Genomic DNA, 22,973 nt, shown 5'->3' with positions numbered 1-22,973 from the left:
GGCGTGGCGGTGGCCGTCGTGGTGGGGTCGGCACTCGCCGTCGGCACGGGCGCCGGTGTGTCGCTCGTCGTGGCCGACGGCTCGGGTGTGGTCTCCTCCGGTGTGGGCGACGCCTCGTCCGTCTCGGCCGGCTCCTCCGTGAACGGTGTCCCCGGGCTCGGCGTGTTCGTGGTCGTCTGCGCCTGGAGCACCGGTTGGTCGGCGGAGGATGTGGCGATGATCACGATGGCGCCGATCAGCACGCCGGCCGCGACCGCCCCGATGGCGAGCTTCGCAGGGAGTTTGCGCAGCACGCTGGACGGGTCGCGGAACCGGGTCTCGGCGAGCGAGGTCCGCGTCTCCGCGGGGGCGGGGTCCTCGAGCGGGCTCGGGAAGAGCAGGACCAGCAGGCCGGCGAGGGCGGCCAGGCGGCGACGCCCGCGCTCCTCCCAGTCCGGTCCGTAGCCCTCGGCCGCGACGGCCTCCAGCTCGGTCAGGAACGCCTCCGCCGACGGCGGGCGCCCGGCAGGGTCCTTGGCCAGGCCGCGTTCGACCAGGCCACGTAGCGCCGTGGGCACCTCCTCGACCGGGGGCGGCGCGCTCTGGTGCTGGCGGGCCAGCGCGGCCAGGTTCGGGGCCCGGTAGGGGCGGGTGCCGGTCAGGCATTCGAAGAACACCACGGTGGCCGCGTACACGTCGGTCGCGGGCCCGGCGGCCGCGCCCGACCACTGCTCGGGCGCCATGTACGGCGGCGTGCCCGCCGCGCTCGCGTCCTCGCCCGCCCGGACCGCGATGCCGAAGTCCACGAGCTTGCTGGTGCCGTCAGCCTGCACCATGACGTTCTCGGGCTTGAAGTCGCGATGCACGACGCCGATGGCGTGCGCCGAGGCCAGGCCCTGGAGGGAGCCCTTGAGCACCGCCAGCGCGGCCTCCGCTCCCGTCGGGCCCTCGGACCTGAGGATCTCCCGCAGCGAGACCCCGTTGATCAGATCCATGATGATCGCCGCGCCCTGGCCGGACTCGACGTAGTCGATCAGGCGGGCGTGGTGCGTGCTCTGCAGCGTGGCCAGCAGCCTGGCCTCGTGCCGGAAGCGGGCGACGAAGCCCATGTCGGATCGCAGCTCGTCGCTGAGATATTTGATGGCTACTTCCGCGCCGTCGTAGTCGCGCGTGGCCAGCACGACACGACCGGCGGCTCCCGAGCCCAGTTCGCGAACCCCGGTATAGCCGGGGACCCCCCATTGCCCCTCGCCGTACATAACGGCCTCCTCTGGACTTGTCTGGGCCCCCACCCGCATCAAACGGAGCGTAGCTTAACCAGAGGGAACCGTTTTCCCGCTACCAATATCCTGATAAGTCTGGATTACGGGTATTAGTCAACCTTGCCCGGTGTATCGGACGTCTCGGGCCGCGGCTCCTTCGTGGGCTCCTTCGTCGGCTGCTCCTCGGACGGGCACTCGGGCGTGACCCCGCTGGCCGTGTCGCCGCCGTTGCCCGCGGCCGGGACCGTTGAGGCCGTCACGGACCACTTCGTGCCGCACGGAAGCTGTTTGACCGGAAGGGCGAACGTCGTGGAGTAGGACGTCTCGCCGGACAGCGTCTCCGATCGTGTGCCGCCGAGCTCGCCGGCCGAGAATGCCACGTTGAGCCGTACCGGCTGGGTGTTCGACGTGAGCACCTGGACGGTCGCCGTGAGACCGTCGCCGGCACCGGCCCGCACGATCGAGACCCGCCGCACCTCCGCGAGCTCCGGCGGGCACGGGACGGAGGTCCGCGCGGTGGCCGTCCGGCCGCCCGCGGTCACCTTCACCGACAACGTCGAGCCGCAGGGGCGGGAGCTGAACGTGTGGGTGAGCGTCCGGGCGTAGGAGGTCTGGCCGGACAGGTTCGCCGTGCGGGTGCCGACCGGGTCGCCGTTCACCGCGAACTCCGCCTGGACCGGGATCTCGCCGGTGCCGCTCGCCGTCACCCTGATCCTCGCCTGGGCGGCGCGGGCGGGCGCGGCAGGCAGCACGAGGCCGACCCGTAACCCGGTCACCCTCGTCGGGCAGGGCGGCGCGGTCACCGAGGCGGTCCTGCCGCCGCCGGGGGCCGCGGGGGAGGTGGTGACGGTCAGCGTGACCGTCTTGCCGCACGGGCGTTCGCCCATGGACCAGGTGAGCGTGCGGGTGTAGGTCGTGGAGCCGATCAGGCGCACGCGCTCGGTGCGGCCGTCCGTGCCGGAGGCGGCCCAGGTGGCGGTGGCGATCACGGCGGCGGTGCCGCTGGCGCGCATGTTGACCGTGGTGGCGGCGACGCCGTTCTCATCGATCCTGAGGTCGCCGAGGCCGATCGCGAGCACCGACGTGGCCGGCGACGGCGTGGTCAGCGTGGGCGTCGGTGTGACGGGTGGCGTCGGTGTGACGGGTGGCGTCGAGGGCGGAGCCGACGTCGGTGTCGTCGTCGGTGTCGTTGTCGCTGTCGTCGTCCGTGTCGTGGTGGGTGTCGTGATGGGTGTCGTGGTCGGTGTCGACGTGGGCGTCCGGGTCCTCGTGGGCAGGGTCGCGGGTCTGGTGGCCGTGGGGCTCTCCTCGGGCAGGATCGCCTCGGGCGTGTTCTCCGGGCCGGTCCCTGGCGTGTTCTCCGGGCTGCTCTCGGGTGTGCCTTCGGGCGTTGACTCCGGGGTCGTCGGAGGGGCCGAGGCGAGCTCCGGGGTGATCTCGGTCGGCGGCACGGCCGCCGCCGCGCCGATCGGCCCGGGTGGCCGTTCCCGGTTGGCCACCACGATCACCACCACCGCCACCGCCACGGCGGCGGCCAGCCCGCCGCCCATCGCCACGCGTGACACGTTCGAGCGCAGCCCGCGGAAGACCGTCCTGGCCAGCGACGTGGACACCTCGGGCGCGGGCGCCGGCGGCGTGGGCAGCAGCAGGGCGAGCAGGGCCACCAGCGCGGCCAGCCGCCGCTTGCCCCGCTCTTCCCAGTCCTCGCCGTACGCCGCCCTGGCCGCGGCCTCCAGCTCGGACACGAACGCCAGGGCGCTCTCCGGCCGCCGCCCCGGGTCCTTGGCCAGGCCACGCCTGATCAGCTCGCGCACCGGCTCGGGCGCGTCGTGGAACGGTACAGGGGCATGGATGTGCTGGTAGCCGAGCACGCTGGGCTCGGTCGAGCGGTACGGCCGGTGCCCGGTCAGGCATTCGAAGAAGACCGCGGTGGCCGCGTACACGTCGGTCGACGGCGAGGCGGGCCGGCCCTCCCACAGCTCGGGCGCCATGTACGGGGGCGTGCCCTCCGGATGCGCGACCGTGCCCTGCCGCACCGCGATGCCGAAGTCCACGAGCTTGCTCACGCCGTCGTCCCTGACGATGACGTTCTCCGGCTTGTAGTCCCGGTGTACGAGGCCCATCGTGTGCGCCCTGGCCAGGCCGAGCAGCGAGCCCTTCAGCACGACCAGCGCGGCCTCCGGCTCGGTCGCGCCGTGCTCGCGCATCAGCGCGCGCAGCGATACGCCGTTGACCAGCTCCATCACGATGGCCGCGCCGCCTGCGTCCTGGATGTACTCCCACATCGTGGCGATATTGGGGTCGCGGAGCGTGGTCAGCAGCCGCGCCTCGGACTGGAATCTGGCCAGCGCGGCCGGATCGCGCAGCAGGTCCGCCGAGAGGTACTTGATCGCGACCTTGACGCCGGTCTCGTCGTGCACGGCCAGCGCGACCCGCCCGCTGGCGCCCGCGCCGAGTTGTCTGACTTCGGTGTAACCGGGAGCGCTCCACTCCATATGCCTCTCCCATCAGGAGCCGGCCCACCTGATGAGACGTGCGATCAAGGAGTCGGGTTTGCCAAGTGGTACCTGATTTATAGAACTACTCCCGATGGAGGATGTGAACAGGAGCATCGATACCTTCTGGGAGCAACGGATCTGGCTCGGGTTCACCCCACGAGGTGACCAGGGGCAGCACGCCGGCCCATACCGGAAGGGCGTAGTCCTCCTCCTCGTCGACCGGCGCGCCGCGCCGGATCTTGACCGACGCCTCCTCCAAGGACAGCGCCAGCACGGCCGTGGCGGCCATCTCCTTGCGCGACGGCGGCCGCACGTAGTCCCACTGGCCGGGCGCGAGCTGCTCGGCCAGCGCCCGCAGCCCCGTCAGCCGCTCGTCCGGGTCCGTCACCAGCCTGGCCTGGCCGTAGACGATCGCCGAGCGGTAGTTGACGGAGTGATGGAAGATCGAGCGGGCCAGCACGACGCCGTCCAGGTGTGTGACCGTGACGCAGACCTCGCCGTCGCCGGCCGCGCGCAGGGACGTGGCGCCCGTGGAGCCGTGCAGGTAGAGCGTCTCGCCGACGCGGCCGTAGCCGGTGGGAATGACCATCGGGTGACCGTTGACGACGACGCCCAAGTGGCAGATCAGGCCGGTGTCGAGGATCTCGTACAGGTCGTTCCTGTCGGCGCTGCCGCGTTCCTTCGAGCGGCCGAGCGTGGTGCGAGGAGTGGTGGAGAGCATGATTCGACGGTAATCGCGAAGTGGACCTATTCTGTAGGGCCACTATCGACCCCTTCGTAGGGACCACTTCCGTGCGTACCTCTGTTGACCTGCCCGTTTCCCTGTCGCGTGACGCGACCGAGTCGCTCACCGCGCAGCTGGCCGACTGGCTGCGCCGCGCTATGCTGGACGGCGCGCTGGCGCCCGGTGAGCGGCTGCCGTCCACGCGAGCCCTCGCGGCCCAGCTGGAGGTGAGCAGGACCGTGGTCACGGAGGCGTACCAGCAGCTCTATGCGGAGGGGTGGCTGGACGGGCGGCACGGCTCGGGGACGTTCGTGGCCGACATGGAGGCGCCCAGGCGGCCTCGCGAGACGCCGCACGTGCCCGCTGCCCAGCCCGCGCCCCCGCGCTCCTGGATCGACCTCAGGGCCGGTGAGCCCTGGGTCCTGGACTACGACCGGGCGGCGTGGAAGCGGGCCTGGCGCAAGGCCGGCGACCTGCCGCCCCGTGCCGCGCCGGACCCGTACGGCCTGCCGCGGCTCAGAGAGCTGCTCGCCGACCACCTCCGGCGGGCCAGAGGCATGGCCGTCGGCCCGGAGAACATTTTGGTCACCAGGGGCACCGGCAACGGCCTCGACCTGTGCGCGCTCGCTCTGCTCGGCGGGGGCGCCCGCGCCGGCGTGGAGGACCCGGGCTATCACGTGGCGCGGACCGTGTTCGCGGCCCGGGGGGCCGAGGTCGTGCCGTGCCCGGTGGACGAGGACGGCGTGATCGTGGACGGGCTGCCCGCGGATCTGCGGGTGCTCTACACGACCCCGGCCCACCAGTACCCGGTGGGCGGACGGCTGCCCATCCCGCGCAGGGAGCGGCTGCTGGCCTGGGCCAGGAGCACGGGTGCGACGATCATCGAGGACGACTACGACGCCGAGTTCCGCTACGACGTCGCTCCGCTGCCCGCGCTCTACGGCCTCGACCCGTCGCGGGTGGTGCTCCTGGGCACGCTCTCCAAGAGCCTCGCGCCCGACGTCGGCGTCGGCTGGCTGGTCGGCGACCCCGAGCTGGTCGCCGGCATCGCCCGCCTGCGCCGCGCCGTGGCCGACCGCACCAGCGGGCCCGTCCAGCAGGCCGTGGCGACCCTGCTGGAGCGCGGGGACCTGGACCGGCACCTGCGGCGCATGCGCCTGGAGTACGCCCGCCGCCGCGCCGCCGTGGTCGAGCTCCTCGGCCCGGTCTGCCGGCTCCACGGTGACACGGCCGGGCTGCACGTGCTGGCGGAGCTTCCCGCGACCGTGGTGCCCGCCGTGGTCGAGCGGGCCAGGGAATGCGGCGTCCTGCTCGACTCCACCGAACGCCACCACCACGGGCGGGAGCGGCTGCACGGCCTGGTGATCGGCTACGGGTCCGCGTCGCTCGCCGACGTCCGCCGCGGCTGCCGCACCCTGGCCGATCTGATCAAGAACGCGTGACCGGGGGTGGGGGCTCCAGGCGGCGGAGGACGGGGAGGGCGCGCTCGGCGTACACCGGGTCGACGGGGAGCACGTGCCGGGCCCACCAGCGAGCCGGGAGCGGGTCCGGCGACGGCTCGGTGAAGCCTGGGGCGTAGTCGTCGTACGGAGGGTCGTACAGGTAACCCGTGGCGACCCCGTGCCGCTCCAGCTCGGCGATGGCCGCGTCCCTGTGGCGCACCAGCAGCGGCACCCGGAACAGCGGCTGCTCCAGGTCGTCCCGCACGGCCGGCGCCACGGTGGGCAGCTCCGCCAGCCGGGCGACGCCCGCCAGCCGCCGCCCGCGGTCGGCGGGGACCTTGGCCAGACGCCGGGACTGGTGCCAGCGGGCCAGCGGGCCCCTTCGCGCGCGGTAGTCGTGCAGGTCGGCGCGGACCCAGGGGTCGAAGGGCGGCAGCGAAGGGACTTCCTTGAGCGCCAGCTCCAGCCCCGCGGGGTCGAGCGCGATGCGGTAGCCCTCGCGTTCCTCCTGCATGCCGAGCAGGCGCATGAGCGCGAGCGCCGGGCGTACCAGGTCCAGTTGGAGCGCCGCCTGTCTGGCCATGGAGGTGGCCACGCCCATCAGGTCCGCTCTCCACGAGCCGTTGACGAGCAGCGCGTCACGGGCGCGTTCGAGGGCCCGCAGGTCGGACTCCCGCTCCACGGCGAGTACGCCGCCCGAGCCCGCCGCCGGGTGCTTGGAGAGGCTGAAGACCCCCGCCTGGCCGAACGTCCCCAGCGGCCGCCCGCCCACGCTCGTCTCCATGGCGTGCGCCACGTCCTCGATCAGGATCTTCCCGGCGAAGGCGTCGACGCGGTCGGGCAGTCCGTACAGGTTGGTCGTCAGAACGGCGTCCACCGCGGCGAGATCGACCCGGCCGGCGTCGATGTTGCCGTCGTGGGGCGACAGCGGCGCGATCACCGGCCGCAGGCCGGCCGCGAGCACGAGGAAGAGGATCTCGTCGGCCGAGATGGGCGACATGAGCACCCGCTGGCCCGGCGCACACCAGTGGCGTAGGGCCAGGTAGAGGCCGAGACGGTTGGACGGAAGCAGCAGGCAGTGACGGCCCGTGCGCTCTGCGATGTGTTTCACCGCTGTATGACAGTACGGAAGCGCCCGTAGGTTTTCAACGCCTTGTCCGCGGTTTTGAGCAGCAGCGGGTTGGCCATCACGGTGGCCCGGGTCTTGCGCGCCGGCACCCGCATCATCCAGTGGACGCCCGCCGCCGCGCTGGCCGTGGCCACCCGTCCCTCGGCCACCTCCAGCTCGCCGTTCTTGAGCTTGTCCTTGTACTCCTTCTGCCCGCGGCCCATGTCGATCACCTCGATCCCGGCCGCGGCGGCCTGCTCGGCCATCGCCAGGTGGTGGATGAGTCCGGGGGAGTATTTGGCGAAGCTGGTGTCGTAGGCGGGGAACCAGCCGGCGAGCGTCGTCCGCGTGCGTACCCCGAAATGCCCGGCGACCGGCAGGTCGTCCACGTAGACCATGTCGAGCACGCCGGCGAAGCTCTCCGACTGGGTCGCCAGCAGCCGCTCGACCAGCTCGACGATCCACCGGTGCGCGAACCTGTCGGTGCGTCCGGTCCGCCGGTATTGGTCGGTCTTCCAGCCGAGCAACGTGCGCAGCGGCTCCAGGTCGGTGATCGCGAAGTCGTGGCGGAGCGTGCCGGCGTCGCGCTGGAGCTTGCGGGACTTGGCCAGCGTGGTCTTGTACGTCTTGCCGGAATGTTCCTTCAGCGCCGCTGTGTACTGCTCGTACCCGTCCCGCAGGTCGATGATCGGCGACGGGTGGCGCTCGTGCCGGCGGCCCAGCAGCGGCTGCCCGGACACGAGGTGGTCGAACTCGTACACCGCGAGCCCGCACTCCTTGATCAGCCGGCGCGCGTCGATCTCGATGTCCTTGGCGTGGATCAGGCCCTGGGCGTCGGTCAGCCCCGTGGCGACCGGTTTGCCGATGCCCAGCGGATGCCGCTCAAAGGGGAAAAATCCCACGATCTCGGGACCGTCGTAGAGGATGGCGACCTGGACGGCATCCCGCAGTTCGCCCACCGTGATCGTGAACTCTGGGGACAGGAAGGGATTGTCGAAAGCGGGGTCGGACTCCTGCAGAGCCCGCCATCGACTCACTTCGGTCTGGCCCAGCTCACGGGGGAGGGCAAGGGTGACGCGCATGGGCTCCTACTGACGACATGCCTCGGGGTTCTTGGCTACGGGCATGTACGGCCAGCCTAAGGGATCTGTTCACTGCTCCACGATGTGGACACGGAACGTTACAGAATTCTCAGATGGTTTTCATAACCGAGTCACGTTCTAATGTTGTGTCCATGACCCTACCTGGCATCGACCGGCCCAGCCTGGTCCAGTGGATGGGCCGGAACGTGCCCGACGCGGGCGAGCCCCAGACCGTCTCGCTGATCTCGGGCGGGCGGTCGAACCTCACGTATCTGATCGAGGCCCGCGAGCGCAAGCTGGTGCTGCGCCGCCCGCCGCTCGGTCACGTGCTGCCCACCGCCCACGACATGCGACGCGAGTGGCGGGTCATCGCCGCGCTCGCGCCGACGCCCGTGCCGGTGCCCGAGCCGGTCGCGTTCTGCGGCGACGAGGACGTGATCGGGGCGCCGTTCTATCTCATGGGGCACGTGGACGGCACTGCCGTACGGACCAGGGAGCAGCTCGGCGACCCGGCGCCCTCGACGGAGCTGACGCGGCGGCTGTCGGAGCGGCTGGCCGAGGTGCTGGCCGCCGTCCACGCCGTGGACTACCGCGAGGTGGGGCTGAGCGGCTTCGGGCGGCCCGAGGGGTACATGGCCAGGCAGCTCGACCGATGGTGCCAGCAGTGGGAGCGGTCGAAGACGGGCGACCTGCCGGAGTACGACCGGCTCGTGGACCGGCTGCGCAGACGGCTGCCCGCCGAGTCGACCGCGGGCTCCGGCACGCTGGTGCACGGGGACTATCGGCTGGACAACACGCTGATCCGGCTGGGCGATCTGGAGATCATGGCCGTGGTCGACTGGGAGATGTCCACGCTCGGGGATCCTCTGGCCGATCTGGGGCTGACGCTGACGTACTGGCATGATCGCGGGGACGAGGAGCGGGCCAGGATCCCGGTGGCGGGAGACGTGACCGTTGCCCCTGGGTTCATGAACGCGGCCGAGTTCGCCGGCCACTATGCGAAGGTGTCCGGGCGGGATATTTCGGATCTTGGGTTTTATGTGGCCTTCGGTAACTTCAAGCTGGCGGTCATCGTGGAGGGTATTCACGCGCGGTTCCGGCAAGGTAAGACCGTGGGAGAGGGATTCGACGGGATCGGCTCCGCCGTGCCGACGCTGATCTCCCGCGCGCACCGCATGCTCGACCAGGCGTGACCAGAGGCAGGCCGCACCACGACCGAGCGCAGGCTTGACCCGAGGCAGCCGCAGCCCGAAACCTGAGATCGCTTACCGCACCCCCTGACCGCACCCACGAGGAGCGAGCGCCATGAGCACAGTTGCACTGATCACCGGAGCGGCGAGCGGCATCGGCGCCGCCACGGCGCGGCGCCTGTCGACGGGCGGCGTCAGGTGCGTCCTCGTCGACCTCGACGGCGAGGGCGTCGAGCGGCTGGCCAAGGAGGTGGACGGCGCGTGGCTGGCCGCCGACGTCAGCCGCGAGGAGGCCTCGCTCGAGGCCGTGGCGCTGGCCGAGCAGCGGTACGGGCGGCTGGACCTGGTGCATCTCAACGCCGGGATCCCCGCCCGGGTGGATGTGACGGCTTTCGACGTGGAGCGCTACCGCCAGGTGATGGGTGTGAACGTGGACGGCGTGGTCTTCGGCGTAGGCGCCGCCGTGCCGCTCCTGCTGCGCTCCGGCGGCGGCGCCATCGTGGTCACGTCGTCGCTGGCCGGGCTCGTCGGCTACGCCGGCGACCCGATCTACACCATGACCAAGCACGCCGTCGTCGGCCTGGTCAGGGCGCTGGCCGAGCCGCTGGCGGCGCAGAACATCCGGATCAGCGCCGTCTGCCCGGGGTTCACGGACACGCCGTTGGTGGCGGAGGCGCGGGAGATGTTCGTCAACGCGGGGTTCCCGCTGCTCACGGCCGAGAACGTGGCCGCCGCCGTGGAGTCCGCCTTCTACACCGACGTTCCGGGCACGCTGCTGATCGTCCAGCCCGGGAGGCAGCCGGTCCCGTACCGCTACGCCGGAGTCCCCGGCCCTGCCGGCGGCCAGCGGCCACCGGGGAGCTGAGCCGTGGGAACGGCGCCGCGCCAGTGACACGGCGGTAGACGGAGCGGAAGGGCAGCGGTGTCCGCAGCTGCGAGATAGTGGTAGCCCCAGCCGGCGAAAACGGTAACCGGACGTAGACCAACCGTAAGTCTCTTGCAAGCCGGACGATTACCGTAAGCAGGGCTGGGCCATGCTGGATGCCCACCCTTTGATACGTCCGCGACTTGTGAGGAGCGCTTCAGTGATTCCGACCGACGGCCGACACGCGCGCCGACGATCGCCCTGGCCGATCGCCCTGGGAGCAGGAATCCTGGCGGTCATCCTGGTGGCGGGCATCATGGTCTACGCCTCGATGCGGACGAAGCCCCGCACCGGGTTCACCGGCGCCGAGGTGGCCACGAAGGTGCCCACCGAGCCCGCTCCCCAGCTCGACCAGCCGCCGGCGCTGGAGACCTGGCCGCGCTGGGGCATCACGCACACCCAGTACAGCGCGGACAACGAGCCGCAGGACGTCGTCGAGCAGGCCAGGGGCGTGCTCGGCCGGGTCCCGATGCTGCAGAACCAGCACATCATGGGCTGGGGAGTCGGCAACCCCGAGCCGAGCCCCGGGCAGTTCAACTTCCGTGACCTCGACCGGCGGTTGAAGTTCATGGCGTCGTCGCGGGCGGTGCCCGTGATCACGCTGTGCTGCGCGCCCGACTGGATGAAGGGCGGGCAGGCCGGACGTACGGACTGGAGCAAGAACCACACGGTCTCACCCGAGCCCGAGCACTTCGACGACTTCGCCAAGCTGGCCGCGCGGGTGGCCAAGCAGTATCCGACCGTCAAGCACTACATGGTGTGGAACGAGTTCAAGGGCTTCTGGGACCCGGCCACCAACCGGTGGGACGCCAGGGGCTACACCGAGATGTACAACAAGGTCTACACGGCCCTGAAGAAGGTCAACAAGGACATCCAGGTCGGGGGCCCGTACGTCCCGATCGAGAGCAGCGCCCGCTCCGCCCGCCCCTCCGAGCTGAGCGGCCCGTGGGGGACCGTCGACCAGCGGGCCCTGGACGCGATCGAGTACTGGATCGACCACAAGAAGGGCGCCGACTTCATCGTGGTCGACGGCGCCTCCATGACGAACGACAAGGGAAACGTCCCCAACGACTTCGCCGCCCAGGCCAAGTTCAGCGCGATCACGACGTGGCTGCGCGAAAAGAGCAACGAACTGCCGGTGTGGTGGGCCGAGTGGTACGTGGAGCCGGAGAACTCGGACTGGTCCGACGAGAAGCGGACGGCGGTCCAGGCCACGACCCTGATGGAATTCGCCAAGAGCGGTGTGACCACGGCACTGTATTGGAACCCGCAGCAAAAGGACGAGGGCGAATGCGGCGGCTGCCTGTGGGCTCCGAAGGTAGGCGGTGAAATGCCCATGGCCGGCCTGCTGAGCGGTTTCACGAAGTGGTTCCCGTCGGGTGTGCAATTGGCTGATGTACAGTCCTCGGACGATCGGGTAAAGGTCCTGGGTCAGGAACGCCAGATCGTGATGGTGAACACCGCCGAGGAGGAAGTCACGGCAACAGTGGACGGCAAACAGGTCACCCTGGCGCCCTACGAAATCAAATGGACGGGCCGGGGTGGGGCGTAAGTCCCACGCCCCATTCGAAATGGACCTCGCCCTCCGCGCATCGCGTCCAGGCGGCCGGGACGGTACCACGGTCGCGGGCCTGGCACGGCTGCGGCGACTTCGAGGGACGGTCCTCGCTGCGCACCTGGAGGCGCCTGATCGCGACCCGTGCACGCCTCAAGGCGCTGGAGTTGCTCGAGCCGCTGCGGCCGGGCAGCAGGTTCACCGGGCACGCGCGGGTCTGCGCCAGTACGTGAGGTACCTCAGCCACCACTCCACCGGCCCGTACCGATGCCTCTTGAGCCACCACCGGCTGTAGAACACCTGGGCGACGAAGATGCCGAGGGCGATCAGGATCTCCAGCGGCGGGCTGACGCGGTCCACGAGCGCCAGACCGTACCCCGTGAAGATCAACGAGCAGATGAGCGACTGCGCCAGGTAGTTGGACAACGCCATCCGCCCGGGAGCGGCCAGAGCCCGCCCGATCCGCGGCATGTACGGGAGGAGCCGGAGGAACGTGGCCCCGTACGCGGCCGCCAGCAGTGGGGCCGTCACCAGGTCCACCGCCTCGCCCCAGAACTCGTGCACGGTGCCGTTCCAGGCCGACAGGGTGGAGAAGAAGGCGCCGGCCAGCCCGACCGTGAAGCCCGCCCACTGGAGCCCGCGCAGCGCCCGCGTGTGGGCGGACAGGTCGCGGAGGGCGCCCAGCTTGCCGACGGCCAGGCCGATCAGGCACGCGGCCAGCACCGCGGGCCCCTGGAAGAGCACGCGGAACATGATGATCAGGGACAGTTTGCGGACATGCTCCGAGATGATCTGCCAGATGCCGCCACCCAGGGCCGCATCCGATCGGGCGGCTTCAGCGGCCCCGGTCGCGACCGTCCCCGACATGTCGTGGCCCGCCATGGCCAGCAAGGCCAGCAGCACGAAGCCGAGGGCCAGCAGGGCGGTCAGGCCGGCGGCCAGCAGGACGGCCGTCCGGGGCGTGATCCGCCGCAGCACCAGCAGCGCCACACCCACGGCCGCGTACGTCGTCAGGATGTCCCCGGGGAACAACAACACGGCGTGCGCCAGCCCCAGCAGGAACAGCCCGGCCAGCCGCCGCAGGAACATCGGGACGAACGGCCGGCCCTGCCGCGCGGCCGAGTCGAGTTGCAGCGTGAAGCTGTAGCCGAACAGGAAGGAGAACAGCAAGTAGAACTTGTTCTCCAGCAGCAGCGTCACGGCCCACCGCACGCCCCAGTCCAGCGACGAGTGGAAGGCGGGCTCCGCCAGCCCGGCCATCCGGTAGCCGGAGGCCAGGAAGGCGATGTTCACGACGAGGATGCCCAGCAGCGAGAAGCCTCTCAGGGCGTCCACAGAAGCGATCCTCGCCGCCGCGGATGGGGGTCGTGCGTCCGTGATTGCGGAAAGTGTCCTCTGTGTCCTCATCGAGTGGCATCATTCCGCACATCCTGAGTGTTTCCTGTGAATTCAGCTATTTTGTGCGATATAGATGAACCGTTCGATGATCACCGCGAGGGCCACCGCGAACGCGGGCACCGCCAGGAAGATCAGGCGCTTTCGTGCCTTCCTCGCCCGGTTCGGTCCGTTCAGCCGGATGACCTCGTACCCGAAGAGCGCGACCCATGTCACCCCCAGCGCGCCGATGCCCACCCGCGTCCAGGGCGAGGTGGGGTCGCCGCGCCCCACGTACGGGTTCGGCTCGGGGATCTCCGTGCCGCGGACGAACTTCTTCCACGTGTAGAGCGCCGCGTCCTCGTTCGAGAAGACCCGCTTCAGGTCAGGCGAGGCGTCCAGCGCCGCGCGGAACCGCTCGCCCCAGTCCGCCGGGAACCCCTGGTTCAGCTGCAGGTAGCTCACCTGGCCGCGGCTCACCATCAGGTACGAGTTCCGTGGCGACTCCTGCAGCCTCTTGACCGCGTCCGTGATCTTCGTCGGATCCTTGTGCACCAGGGCCTGCAGGTTGAAGCTGACGATCTCGACGTCCCGCTCGCCCCACGGCATGGTGGGCGTGACCTCGGGCCCCACCTTCGGCACCAGGTAGATCACCCTGGCGCTCGGCTTGTCGTGCTCGTAGACGTAGTGCATGGCCGCCACCTCGCCGGCGGTGACCCGCTCGAACTTCTCGTTGCCGTACCTGGCCAGCAGGAACGCGAACGCGAACAACACCGCGAAGCAGGCCGCCAGCACGACCGAGAGCTTCTTGGTGAGCTGCGGGTTGAAGCGCACGTTCCGCTTGCGCAGCGGCACGGTCTCCTCGCGCACGTCCGCGCTGTCGGCCGGCAGGTTCGGGAAGAACGCGTACGCGGCCAGCAGGCAGGCGCCGGGCAGCGCGAACATGTAGATGCGCAGCCCGATCTCGCCGCCGTAGCTCTGCAGGCCGAGCGCCAGCACCGGCACGCACAGCAGAATGAGCGCCGACCGGTCGAACACCCCGCGCCGCAACCGCCGGAACAGGCCGACGCCCGCCAGGGCGAGGATGACCACGAGGATGCCGAGGCGGGCCTGGAGCACCAGCGCGTGCGCCGGGTCGCTGCCCTCGATCCGGTCACCGGTGTTGCTGCGGAAGTTCGCGAAGATGTTGCCCAGTCCGCCGAAGATCGCGTCGATCTGGCTCGCCCAGAACCCGACCGTCATGTAGCTGATCCAGGCCAGCACCACGAGTCCGAGGGCGAACGGCAGCGCCCACGTCAGCGAGGTCCGCTTGAAGATCAGGAACGCGGTCACGACGCCGAGCATCATGAACGGCGTGATCTGGTGCGAGGCCACCGACGCGAAGAACAGCGCCAGCAACATCATCAGCATGAGCAGCTTGTCGGCGCGGTACGTGCCGGTGTTGGCCAGCTCGCCCGGGGTCATCGCGTCCAGCTTGCCGAGCAGCTTGCGCAGACCCTTGGGCGAGATCGGCTTGATACGCGGCTCCACCCGCCCGAACCAGCGCAGGAGGATCGCCACGAACGCCAGATAGAGCGCGAACGTGAAGCCCTGCGGGGAGAAGTAGTCCTGCCCGATCCACTGCACCAGCACGAACAGCAGCGCCGCGAACCACCGTGCCCGCGTGGTCGCCACGACCTGGCGCAGGATCAGCACGAACGGGAGCAGGTAGAGCAGGTTCGACAGGAGCGGCGTCCACATCAGGATCGGCGTCATGTCGGTGATGCCCGCGGCCTTCGTCACGAAGGCGAACAGGGCGAAGAAGCCCGGCCAGCCCATGCGGGCGTCGATGCTGATCGCGGTCTCGCCGGTTCTGCTGATGAACTCCACGAAACCGGCGTGGATGTACGCGGTGGGGAAGCGTGGCTCGGTCGCCACCAGGGCGCCCGCGCCGTGCAGGGCGAACGTGATGGCGGCGATCTGGAACAGGAGCAGGAACTTGCGGTCCGTGCTCTGGGCGACCGTGACGAAGAACGACACGATCATGATGAGGATGGCGATGAAGGCCGTGGTCGGAAGCGCCGAGATCAGTCCGAGGCCGTCGATGTCACGCGGATCCACGCCGCGCAAGGGTCCTGGGGAGACCTTGAGGGCGAGGACGTACATGAGCAGGCCCTCGAGGACCAGCAGGACGGGCAGCCACTTGGGGGCGCTGGCGATCAGCGCGCCGGCCCTGCCTCCGGCAGGGCGCGGCTTGGGGGCCGCCTGCTGCGGCATGGCTTGCTGGGGGAATGGCTGTGGCTGCTGCGGGCCGGCCTGCCGGGGGGCCGCCTGCTGGGGGTGTGCTTGCCGCGGGGGCGCGCCTGGCGCCGCGCCCGGCCCACCCGGGCTCTGGGGCGGTGCCCCAACGGGCTGCACCAAGGCGCCCAGCGCGGTCGGCCCGCCACCGGCCGGCCGACCGGCAGCCGGCCTCCCACCCGGCCGACCTGCGGACTGGGAGCCCGGCTGGGGGCCCGGCCCGCCTGCGGACTGGGGGCCCGGCTGAGAGCCCGGCTGCGAGCCCGGCCCGCCAGCGGCCGGGCTCCCAGGCGCAGTGCCAGGGGCCGGCGTGCCGGCGGGAGGTGCTTCGGCGGGCAGCACGTTCGTGGGCGCCGTCCCGGCGGCGGCGGACGCCTCCTTCGCGGGCTGCGGCCCACTGGCCGGCTGGTTGCGCAGGCCCGGCTTGGTCGCGCCGGTGTCAGGCGATGCCGTCGACGATGCCTGGGCTTCCTTCGCGGGCGCATCGGTAGGCGACGCGTCCTTGGGCGCGCCCGGCTTCGCGCCCGCAGTCCCCTTCGCGGCAGCCTGCTGCGGCCCGCTGGGCGGCTGGTTGCGCAGGCCCGGGTTGGTCGGCGCGTTGGCCTCGGAGCCGGACGTCTTCTTCGGCGCGGGCGCTTCAGGTGTCCCGGCCTTCTTGGGCGCGGGCGCTTCAGGTGTCCTGGCCTTCTTGGGCTCGGGCGCCTCGGGCGGGCCCGCCTTGTCGGGGTCGGTCTTCTGAGAGGCGGTAGGCGTCTTGGAGCCGCCGTCAGCACTCTCGGAGCCCTCGACCCCCGACGGCTCCTCAGCCCCCGACGGTTCGTCCTCGGGCCGTTGGACGGGCATGGAGACGGTCCCAGCGGTCCCCGAATCCGCGTCCTCCGCGTCCTCCGCGGCCGGCGGCCGGCCGATGTGGAGGGACGGCCCGGGAATCCGGAACGTCGTGGTCTGGTCCGCGGCGGACTCGCCCTCGTCCGTGGCAGCAGAGCCCTCAGCCGCGCCCTCATCCGCCTCCGCAGAGGCGGGCTCCTTGTCGAACGTCAGCTTCGGGATCACCCCGGTAGCCTCCGGATCGAAGGGCACGTCTGACTCCTCCTTGTCCCCACGCACGTCCGAGGAGCCGGTGATCCCCGTTGTCATGCCATCGCCGTCCCGTTGCCTCACGTTGACCATCATGCGGCCCCGGACGACCCCTGGATGACAGTCGCCTTCCCTGATTCACCGAACTTGAGAATTCTACGGAGATTCCCGAAGATCAACGCCGCTACGAGCAGCTCGCTGAAGAGCAACCCGTACCCCACCGCGTTCACCCCCGCGTACGGGAACAACGCGATGGTGGACACCAGCACGAGCACGGCGAGCCCGATCTGCACGACCGCCAGCGACCGTGCCTTGCTCTGCGCCCGCAACGCGCTCAGATAGACCTCGATGAGCACTCGGGGCAGCACGGCCAGCGCCATGAGCCGCAGCAGCAGCGTGCCCTCCTCGGCGAACTCCGAGCCGAAGATCATCAGGATCAGCGGCGCCCCGAGGATCGCCACCGCGATCAGCGGTGTGACGATCATGAACGCTCGCCGCAACGCCCGCCGGCAGTTCAACGCCAGCTTGGCCGGATCGAACGAGGCCTCGACGGTCAGCGACACCGCCATGTTCATGGCCAGCAGCTCGATCATGCTGGCCAGCGTGTGCGCCATCGAGAAGCGCCCGAACGTCGCCTCGCCCACCTGCGTGGCGATCACCACGGGCACCAGGTAGACGATCGCCAGGATCGACAACGTCCCAGGGAAGTCCCCGGCCAGGAACCTGCCGATCTCCCGCAGCCGCGGCGGCTCCTGGCCGGCGTCGGCCGCCCGCACGTGCCGGGGCACGACCACACCGAAGATCAGCCAGTTGACCGGGATGAGCGCGAGCGCCGTCGGGATCACCCACGAGACGAAGATCCCGCCTTCGGGCAGCGCGCCCGCCAGCGCTACCAGCAGCCCCATCTTGACCAGGCCGAAGACGAGGTTGTTCATGGGCACGAACGTGGCCTTGCGCAGCCCGGTCAGCACCACGTCCTGCAGCGTGAACACGGCCCACACCACCACGGACGCCAGGAAGAACAACCCCGGCCCGAAGCCACCCAGCACCTGGTAGGTCTGACCCCACATCGGCAGCGTCAGCAGGAAGCCGAGCGCGGCGACCCCGCCCGTGGCGGCGGCCAGGCCGTACCCGCGCAAGATCAGCTCGGGCGTGCGGCGGCCCGCGACCGGCAGGTATCGGGCGAGCGCCCCCACGAACCCCAGCGCGGTCAGCGACGCGAACAACCGCATCGCGGTGATCACGGCCTGCCCGCGGCCGAACTCCTCGGGCGTGTAGAAGTGGGCGGCCAGCAGCCAATAGCCCATGCCGAGCACGCCGGTGACGACGGTGTTCGTCATGAGGGCGTAGCCCTGCCGGAAGAGGGGATTTCGCAGGTCGCGAAGGATCTTTCCCCAGACGCTAGACATTTCCGCGCACCCGCCGCAGCCCGTACCTCGTGCGCCGCACGACCGCGTACCCCTTGGTGAGGATGCGCTCGCGCAGGTAGATGAGAGGTACGGCGTTGCCTTCGACGGCGCGCTTGAACATGTTGATGGTCGTGCCCTTGCCGACCGTCAACCGGGGGATGGCGAGCATGTCGTGCCGGTCCGCGGCGATCGTGTTGCTCACGGCGCAAGCGGCGAAATATCCGGCCTTGCGTACTTCGCGACGGACACGGGCGCTGGAGTAACCATAGGGGTACGCCATGGTGGCGACCGGCGCGCCGATCTTCTCCTCCAGCAGGCCCTTGTTCTTCCGCAGCTCCTGCCGCAGATCCTCGATGCGGAGCTGGTCGAGCTGGGGGTGGCTGTGGCTGTGGCCGCCGATCTCGATGCCGGTCTGCGCCGCCTCGCGGGCCTGGCCCCAGGACAACATGTCGTCCAGCGGGCGGCCCGCGGCGTCATTGCCCGCGTCGGTGACCCAGCCGCTGGTCAGAAAGACCGTGGCCGGGAAGCTGTGCTTGTCGAGCAGCGGCAGCGCCTGGCTGTGGAAGTCGGCGTAGCCGTCGTCGAAGGTCACCACGACCGGCTTCTCCGGCACGGCATGGCCGTCGATCTTGTTCAGCGCGGCCACCAGGTCACCCAGCGTGAGCGGGGTGAATCCGCTCTCCTTCAAGTAGGCGAGCTGCTCGTCGAGGTCCGAGGGCCGCACCGAGTGCGGGCGGGTCTCGTCATTGGGCGTGTCCGTGACGGAGTGGTACATCAGGATCGGAACGCGGATCATGATCGTGCCGCCTTAAGCCGTACGGAACCCACCACGTAGCCCCAGGTCGTCCAGGCCAGTCCGATGACGATCGCGGCCGCCCGGCCGAGACCGCCCAGGTCGCCGCGGACGGCCTCGCCGACCCCGCGCAGCGCGCCCAGCGGGAGCGTCTTGAGCGCGTGCGCGCGCTCGCTGGCCAGCCCGTCCTGGGTGCCCACCTCCTGCGTCACCAGTGCCTTCGACAGGCCCTCGGCATAGCACCTGGACCTGAAGTAGGCGAACCCCTCGCGCTGCCTGGACACCTTGTGCCCGATCACCGCACGCGGCTCGAACAGCATGACCGAGCCGGGCTTGCGCTGGCTCAGCCGGATGCAGAACTCCGTCTCCTCGCACCCCAGCGGGCGCGACTTGCGTCCCTGCACGCTGCGCCCGATGCCGCTGTGGAACCCGCCCACCTCGGACACCACGTCACGCAGGAACGCCGCGTTGCCCCCCATCACGTTGCGGATCGGTGCACGTACCGACGGCATGCCTCGGTACGTGCACCCGACCGTCCAGTCGAACTCGTACGGGAACCACCGCGGCCGCTTGCCCGACGCCCACAGGGGGTCGGTACGGCCGCCCACGCCCACCACGCCCGGTTCCTGGAAGCCCTCCTCCAAAGCCTCCAGCCACCCGGGATCGGCGACCGCGTCGTCGTCGAGGAACGCGACGATCCCACCGTTGGCCGTGGCCACACCGGTGTTCTTGCCGCCGGACAGCCCCTGCTCGTGGGTGTTCTCCACGACGATGGCCTGCGGGTACTCGCGCTTGAGCTTGAGGTGCAGGTCGGGGTTGTGGTCGACCACCAGGATCAGCTCGTGTGCCGGGCGTGTCTGGTTCTCGACCGACTCGACTGCCTGCCTGATGTCCTCCCACCGGTCCTCGGTGTAGACGCAGATGACAACAGACGTGTTCACAACGATCCTCTTTTATGCGACGCCTCGGTCAGCGGCGGGAGTGGCGGTCGGCTCAGGCTGAGCGGGAGCGGGCTGGCGACGCCACTCCTTCAGGATGGTCTTGAGCACGCGGAGGCCATCTCGTACGGCGCGCAGGTTGCTCTCGCCGTGAATGCGGTTGCGCTCGTGGCTCGGCACCTCGTGCACCTTCAACCCGGCCTTGGCGGCCCGCACGTTCATCAGCGTCTCCACCTCGAAGCCGTCGCAGTCGAGGTTGAGCACGTCCAGGTGGCGGGCCCAGAAAGCGTTGTAGCCGTAGCACAGGTCGGTGTACTTGGTGCTGTACATGACGTTGACGATGCCGGTGAGGACCTTGTTGCCCAGGCGCCGGTTCAGCGTCAGGTCGTCGCTGCCGCCACCGGAGGCGTAGCGCGATCCCTTGACGAAGTCGGCGCCCGTCACGAGCGCGCCCACGAAGTTGATGATCTCGCGGCCGTCGGTCGAGCCGTCGGCGTCGATCATGACGATGATGTCGCTCGTGCACGCGGCGAAACCGGCGGCCAGGGCGTCGCCCTTGCCCTTGCCCGTCTGCGTGACGATCTTGACGTTGGGACGCAGCCGCTTGGCCACGGCCACGGTGTCGTCAACGGAGTTGCCGTCGACGAGCACGATCTCGTCGATCCACTGCGGGATCGTGGCGAAGACATGAGGGAGGTTCTCGGCCTCGTTCATCGCCGGCACGACCACGCTCACCGTCGGGGAAATGGCCAGGTGAGGCGTTACGGGCGTGAAGCTCGTCGGCGGTGGCATCGACCGGAGGGGCGAGGAGTGGACCTTGCCGTTGTGCTTGGTGATCTCGGGACTCATGGCGAGGGATATCCTTCCGGGGCCCTCCGCTGCGGGCCGGCCGAATCCAGTCCCGGGTGCTGCGGGAATGGCGAAGCCGATGAGCAGTGCATTGAAGGGTCCTGTGGAGTGAGGGTGTGGCTGCGGGTTCGGGGAGCGCTCAGCGTGCTCCGGTCGGTTCCTTGACTACTGCGTTGGATGGCTCTTGCTGCTGCATGGAAGTGCGCACCCGACCAAAGCCCTTGAGGACACGGTCGGCCGCTCTATAGAGAGACGGTCGATCCATGACAATTGTTCGGGCTTTGTTGAAAGGAGTTCGGCCGATCCAGTGGACCGCCGCCGTCGCGGACGGTCGCGAGATACGGCCCTCGGCAACGTACAGGACCCCGCTCTTGAGCCAGTCTTTGTACTCCTTGCCGCCCTTGCCCATGTCCACCATGTGCAGGCCGCTGTCCGCGGCGGCCTCGGCCATCTGGAGATGGTGCACGATGCCGGGCGAATAGCGCGCGTACTCGGTGTCGTAGGCGGGGAACCACCCTACAAGCGTGGTCGCCGTACGGAGGCCGAAATGTCCGGCAACTGGCACGTCACCGGCATAAAGCATGGTCAGGACACCTGCGAAGTCCGATGAGTTCTCGGCATGCATCATGTCGGTCAATTCGACGATCCATGGCTGCGCGAATCTGTCCACCCGGCCAGTTCTTCGATACTGGTCGGACTTCCAGGCCAGTAACGTGCGCAGCACCTCGGGATCGGCCGACTGCCACTCGAAGCGCAGTTCGCCCTGCTCACGGCCGAGCTTGCGCTCCTTGTAGCGCACGGTCTTCAGGTTCTTCGGCGAGTTGGCCTTGACCTGCTCGATCCAGGCGTCGAAGCCGGAGGTGAAGTCCATGACCGGGGCCGGGCGCACGTCCTGCTCGTACGGGGAGAACGTCGGCTGCCCGGCCACCAGGTGGTCGAAGTCGAACACGCTGAGCTTGCAGGCCCGCAGCAGGGCCTTGGCGTCGAGCTTCAGGTCGGGGGTCGAGATCAGACCATGACAGGTGGTGAGGAAGCCGCCGAGTGGTTTGCCGATGCCGAAGTTGTGCCGCTCGTAGGGGAAGAAACCCTTGATGCCGCTTCCGTCGGAGACGACCGCCACCCTCACGTAGTCGCGCAAGCGGTCCATCGCAACGGCGAACTCGACCGACAGGAACGGGTTGTCCAGACTCGGGTCGGCCTTCTGCAGCTCACGCCATCGGGCCAGCTCGGAGTCCCCGAGCTCACCCGGCCGAACTACCTGGATGTTCACCTTGTCCTGGCCCCCTGTTCGGTCTGCATGCTCTTCCCCCGGTACAAGACGCGGAGCACGTACATGAACCCGCCGAGCACGGCGACCGTCGCCACCCCGGCTCGCGGCGACCATGCGCCGAAGAGCAGCATGGCCTCCGCGAGAAGCACGTTCAGTACGAGACTTGCCGCGGCTCCTACGGATAGTGCGGCCAGTGGGTCACGATCACGCAACAGTCCCACCACTGCCGCTCCTGGAACCACCAGAAGGAACAGCGAGATCAGGAACGGGCGCAGCGGCGTCTCGATGTCGAACAGCGCCACTACAGCTCCCGCTATGCAGGCCAGCCCCACCAACCAGGCGAGGGCTCTGCGGTGCTGCCTGAGCATCTCCTGTATCTCTCCTGCTCTTACTGGGTAAAGCGCGGTTGATCCGCAGTTCATGGGACCAATCCGCGCCTGGACACGTCAATGCCGACGCTTGGCGACGCGCTCCGGTTTACCGGCAGGCAGAGATTTCTTGTGTGATGTTCAACACACGGTCAAGTGGTCTCCGGACCCGACGCGGTCCCCAAGCACACCAGAATGCCCTATGCGGCCTAGGATCTTCGAGCCAGGGTCCGATATATCCCCGATTGTCGTCTAAAAAATGAGTCTACTGTTACGTTACAAGAGTTTTACCCGTTCATGTGCTCCACTGACGACGACTCCATCCCGGTGGGCGATTCGGTCGGCTCCGGCGTGGGCGTCGGCTCGTCGCTCGGCGGGTCGGACGCCCGGGGCTCCCGGCCGTCCCAGGACAGCGAGCAGGTCCCGGTGCCGCCGTTCGAGGTGAACGAGACCCGGCCGGTGCCGGCGTCGTTCGGCTCGATCACCGTCACCCAGATCTTCGTCGATCCGCCGGTCTTGATCGACCCGCTCGCCGGGAAGACGTCCAAGCCCTGTGCGGCGGTCGCCACCCAGGACACCGAGGCGTTGCGGGCGCTGAGCCCGATCTTGGCCGCGCCGTCGATCTCGCGCGGGCAGGAGACGCCAAGCCGGGCGCCGGCCGGAGCGGGCCTGCGGCGCGTGGCCGTCGGCACTGCCGCGGGCCTGGTGCTCGGGCGTGAGGCGGCCGGTTGCCCGCTCGGCGTGGGCCTGGCCGACGGCTCGGCGCTCCGGGTCGGCGTCGGCGAGGGTGTCAGGTCGTCCTGCTCGGGCACGGCCTCGGGCGTCGGGCTCTCCTCGGCGGGAAGGGTGGGGG

At 69.7% G+C, this 22,973-nt stretch carries 18 protein-coding genes; 5 read left to right on the top strand and 13 right to left on the bottom strand.

The window, feature by feature from the left end; all coding sequences use genetic code 11:
* The 3 genes from ETD86_RS37235 to ETD86_RS37225 all read right to left on the bottom strand — a co-directional run.
* The coding region (locus ETD86_RS37235; RefSeq protein ID WP_138671344.1) for a serine/threonine-protein kinase at positions 1–1,238 on the bottom strand (1,238 nt) is incomplete at its 3' end.
* Positions 1,239–1,351: 113 nt separating this feature from the next.
* On the bottom strand, positions 1,352–3,736 hold the full coding sequence (locus tag ETD86_RS37230) for a serine/threonine-protein kinase (protein WP_138671343.1): 2,385 nt from the start codon (positions 3,734–3,736) through the stop codon (positions 1,352–1,354).
* Positions 3,737–3,821: 85 nt separating this feature from the next.
* Positions 3,822–4,460: a pyridoxamine 5'-phosphate oxidase family protein gene (locus ETD86_RS37225; protein WP_138671342.1), complete on the bottom strand. Its 639-nt coding sequence runs from the start codon at positions 4,458–4,460 to the stop codon at positions 3,822–3,824.
* Positions 4,461–4,531: 71 nt separating this feature from the next.
* On the opposite strand from ETD86_RS37225, the gene pdxR reads away from it, so the two are divergent.
* Complete coding sequence (pdxR, locus tag ETD86_RS37220; RefSeq protein WP_138671341.1) at positions 4,532–5,905, top strand: MocR-like pyridoxine biosynthesis transcription factor PdxR; 1,374 nt, start codon at positions 4,532–4,534, stop codon at positions 5,903–5,905.
* Here pdxR and ETD86_RS37215 read toward each other — a convergent pair.
* Positions 5,892–7,016 (bottom strand): DegT/DnrJ/EryC1/StrS family aminotransferase, encoded by a 1,125-nt coding sequence (locus tag ETD86_RS37215; protein WP_138671340.1) that lies wholly within the window; start codon positions 7,014–7,016, stop codon positions 5,892–5,894. The genes pdxR and ETD86_RS37215 overlap by 14 nt on opposite strands.
* A complete protein-coding gene (locus ETD86_RS37210) occupies positions 7,013–8,095 on the bottom strand; it encodes a GNAT family N-acetyltransferase (RefSeq protein ID WP_170223465.1) in 1,083 nt (360 codons plus the stop codon). Before ETD86_RS37210 ends, ETD86_RS37215 begins: the two co-directional genes overlap by 4 nt.
* 152 nt (positions 8,096–8,247) lie before the next feature.
* Here ETD86_RS37210 and ETD86_RS37205 point away from each other — a divergent pair, with 152 nt between their 5' ends.
* The 3 genes from ETD86_RS37205 to ETD86_RS37195 all read left to right on the top strand — a co-directional run bounded on the left by ETD86_RS37205 (position 8,248) and on the right by ETD86_RS37195 (position 11,762).
* Positions 8,248–9,288 carry a phosphotransferase family protein gene (locus tag ETD86_RS37205; protein ID WP_138671339.1) on the top strand — a complete coding sequence of 347 codons (1,041 nt, stop codon included), beginning with the start codon at positions 8,248–8,250 and terminating at the stop codon, positions 9,286–9,288.
* Positions 9,289–9,400: 112 nt separating this feature from the next.
* Positions 9,401–10,150 carry an SDR family oxidoreductase gene (locus tag ETD86_RS37200; protein ID WP_138671338.1) on the top strand — a complete coding sequence of 250 codons (750 nt, stop codon included), beginning with the start codon at positions 9,401–9,403 and terminating at the stop codon, positions 10,148–10,150.
* Between the two features lie 220 nt (positions 10,151–10,370).
* Positions 10,371–11,762, top strand: coding sequence for a GH39 family glycosyl hydrolase (locus ETD86_RS37195; protein WP_246148776.1), 1,392 nt, complete (start codon positions 10,371–10,373; stop codon positions 11,760–11,762).
* A 201-nt stretch (positions 11,763–11,963) separates the two neighbouring features.
* On the opposite strand, the gene ETD86_RS37185 is transcribed toward ETD86_RS37195, so the two are convergent.
* The 8 genes from ETD86_RS37185 to ETD86_RS37150 all read right to left on the bottom strand — a co-directional run bounded on the left by ETD86_RS37185 (position 11,964) and on the right by ETD86_RS37150 (position 22,120).
* Positions 11,964–13,100: a DUF418 domain-containing protein gene (locus tag ETD86_RS37185; RefSeq protein WP_246148775.1), complete on the bottom strand. Its 1,137-nt coding sequence runs from the start codon at positions 13,098–13,100 to the stop codon at positions 11,964–11,966.
* A 114-nt stretch (positions 13,101–13,214) separates the two neighbouring features.
* Complete coding sequence (locus ETD86_RS37180; RefSeq protein WP_138671334.1) at positions 13,215–16,577, bottom strand: hypothetical protein; 3,363 nt, start codon at positions 16,575–16,577, stop codon at positions 13,215–13,217.
* Positions 16,578–16,585: 8 nt separating this feature from the next.
* Positions 16,586–17,902, bottom strand: coding sequence for a lipopolysaccharide biosynthesis protein (locus ETD86_RS37175; RefSeq protein WP_138671333.1), 1,317 nt, complete (start codon positions 17,900–17,902; stop codon positions 16,586–16,588).
* Positions 17,895–18,698 (bottom strand): polysaccharide deacetylase family protein, encoded by an 804-nt coding sequence (locus ETD86_RS37170; protein WP_138671332.1) that lies wholly within the window; start codon positions 18,696–18,698, stop codon positions 17,895–17,897. Before ETD86_RS37170 ends, ETD86_RS37175 begins: the two co-directional genes overlap by 8 nt.
* Positions 18,695–19,636: a glycosyltransferase family 2 protein gene (locus tag ETD86_RS37165; protein ID WP_138671331.1), complete on the bottom strand. Its 942-nt coding sequence runs from the start codon at positions 19,634–19,636 to the stop codon at positions 18,695–18,697. The genes ETD86_RS37170 and ETD86_RS37165 overlap by 4 nt, the downstream gene beginning before the upstream one ends.
* Positions 19,637–19,648: 12 nt before the next feature.
* Complete coding sequence (locus ETD86_RS37160) at positions 19,649–20,482, bottom strand: glycosyltransferase family 2 protein (protein WP_138671330.1); 834 nt, start codon at positions 20,480–20,482, stop codon at positions 19,649–19,651.
* Positions 20,483–20,621: 139 nt separating this feature from the next.
* Positions 20,622–21,752, bottom strand: coding sequence for a GNAT family N-acetyltransferase (locus ETD86_RS37155; RefSeq protein ID WP_138671329.1), 1,131 nt, complete (start codon positions 21,750–21,752; stop codon positions 20,622–20,624).
* Positions 21,749–22,120 carry a hypothetical protein gene (locus tag ETD86_RS37150; protein ID WP_138671328.1) on the bottom strand — a complete coding sequence of 124 codons (372 nt, stop codon included), beginning with the start codon at positions 22,118–22,120 and terminating at the stop codon, positions 21,749–21,751. The genes ETD86_RS37155 and ETD86_RS37150 overlap by 4 nt, the downstream gene beginning before the upstream one ends.
* A 297-nt stretch (positions 22,121–22,417) precedes the next feature.
* Here ETD86_RS37150 and ETD86_RS37145 point away from each other — a divergent pair.
* A partial coding sequence (locus tag ETD86_RS37145; RefSeq protein WP_138671327.1) for a hypothetical protein occupies positions 22,418–22,973 on the top strand: 556 nt, incomplete at its 3' end.

Origin of the sequence: Nonomuraea turkmeniaca (assembly GCF_005889735.1) — a bacterium.
Classification (GTDB): Bacteria; Actinomycetota; Actinomycetes; order Streptosporangiales; family Streptosporangiaceae; genus Nonomuraea; species Nonomuraea turkmeniaca.
The sequence above is the reverse complement of the archived record's forward strand: the minus strand, read 5'-3'. Positions and strand labels throughout refer to the sequence as shown.

Excerpts from the sequence above, each read along its gene's own strand:
- ETD86_RS37230 (WP_138671343.1), bottom strand. The coding sequence starts at position 3,736 with ATGGAGTGGAGCGCTCCCGGTTACACCGAAGTCAGACAACTCGGCGCG.
- ETD86_RS37225 (WP_138671342.1), bottom strand. The coding sequence starts at position 4,460 with ATGCTCTCCACCACTCCTCGCACCACGCTCGGCCGCTCGAAGGAACGC.
- ETD86_RS37210 (WP_170223465.1), bottom strand. The coding sequence starts at position 8,095 with ATGCGCGTCACCCTTGCCCTCCCCCGTGAGCTGGGCCAGACCGAAGTG.
- ETD86_RS37205 (WP_138671339.1), top strand. The coding sequence starts at position 8,248 with ATGACCCTACCTGGCATCGACCGGCCCAGCCTGGTCCAGTGGATGGGC.
- ETD86_RS37200 (WP_138671338.1), top strand. The coding sequence starts at position 9,401 with ATGAGCACAGTTGCACTGATCACCGGAGCGGCGAGCGGCATCGGCGCC.
- ETD86_RS37175 (WP_138671333.1), bottom strand. The coding sequence starts at position 17,902 with ATGTCTAGCGTCTGGGGAAAGATCCTTCGCGACCTGCGAAATCCCCTC.
- ETD86_RS37170 (WP_138671332.1), bottom strand. The coding sequence starts at position 18,698 with ATGATCCGCGTTCCGATCCTGATGTACCACTCCGTCACGGACACGCCC.
- ETD86_RS37160 (WP_138671330.1), bottom strand. The coding sequence starts at position 20,482 with ATGAGTCCCGAGATCACCAAGCACAACGGCAAGGTCCACTCCTCGCCC.
- ETD86_RS37150 (WP_138671328.1), bottom strand. The coding sequence starts at position 22,120 with ATGCTCAGGCAGCACCGCAGAGCCCTCGCCTGGTTGGTGGGGCTGGCC.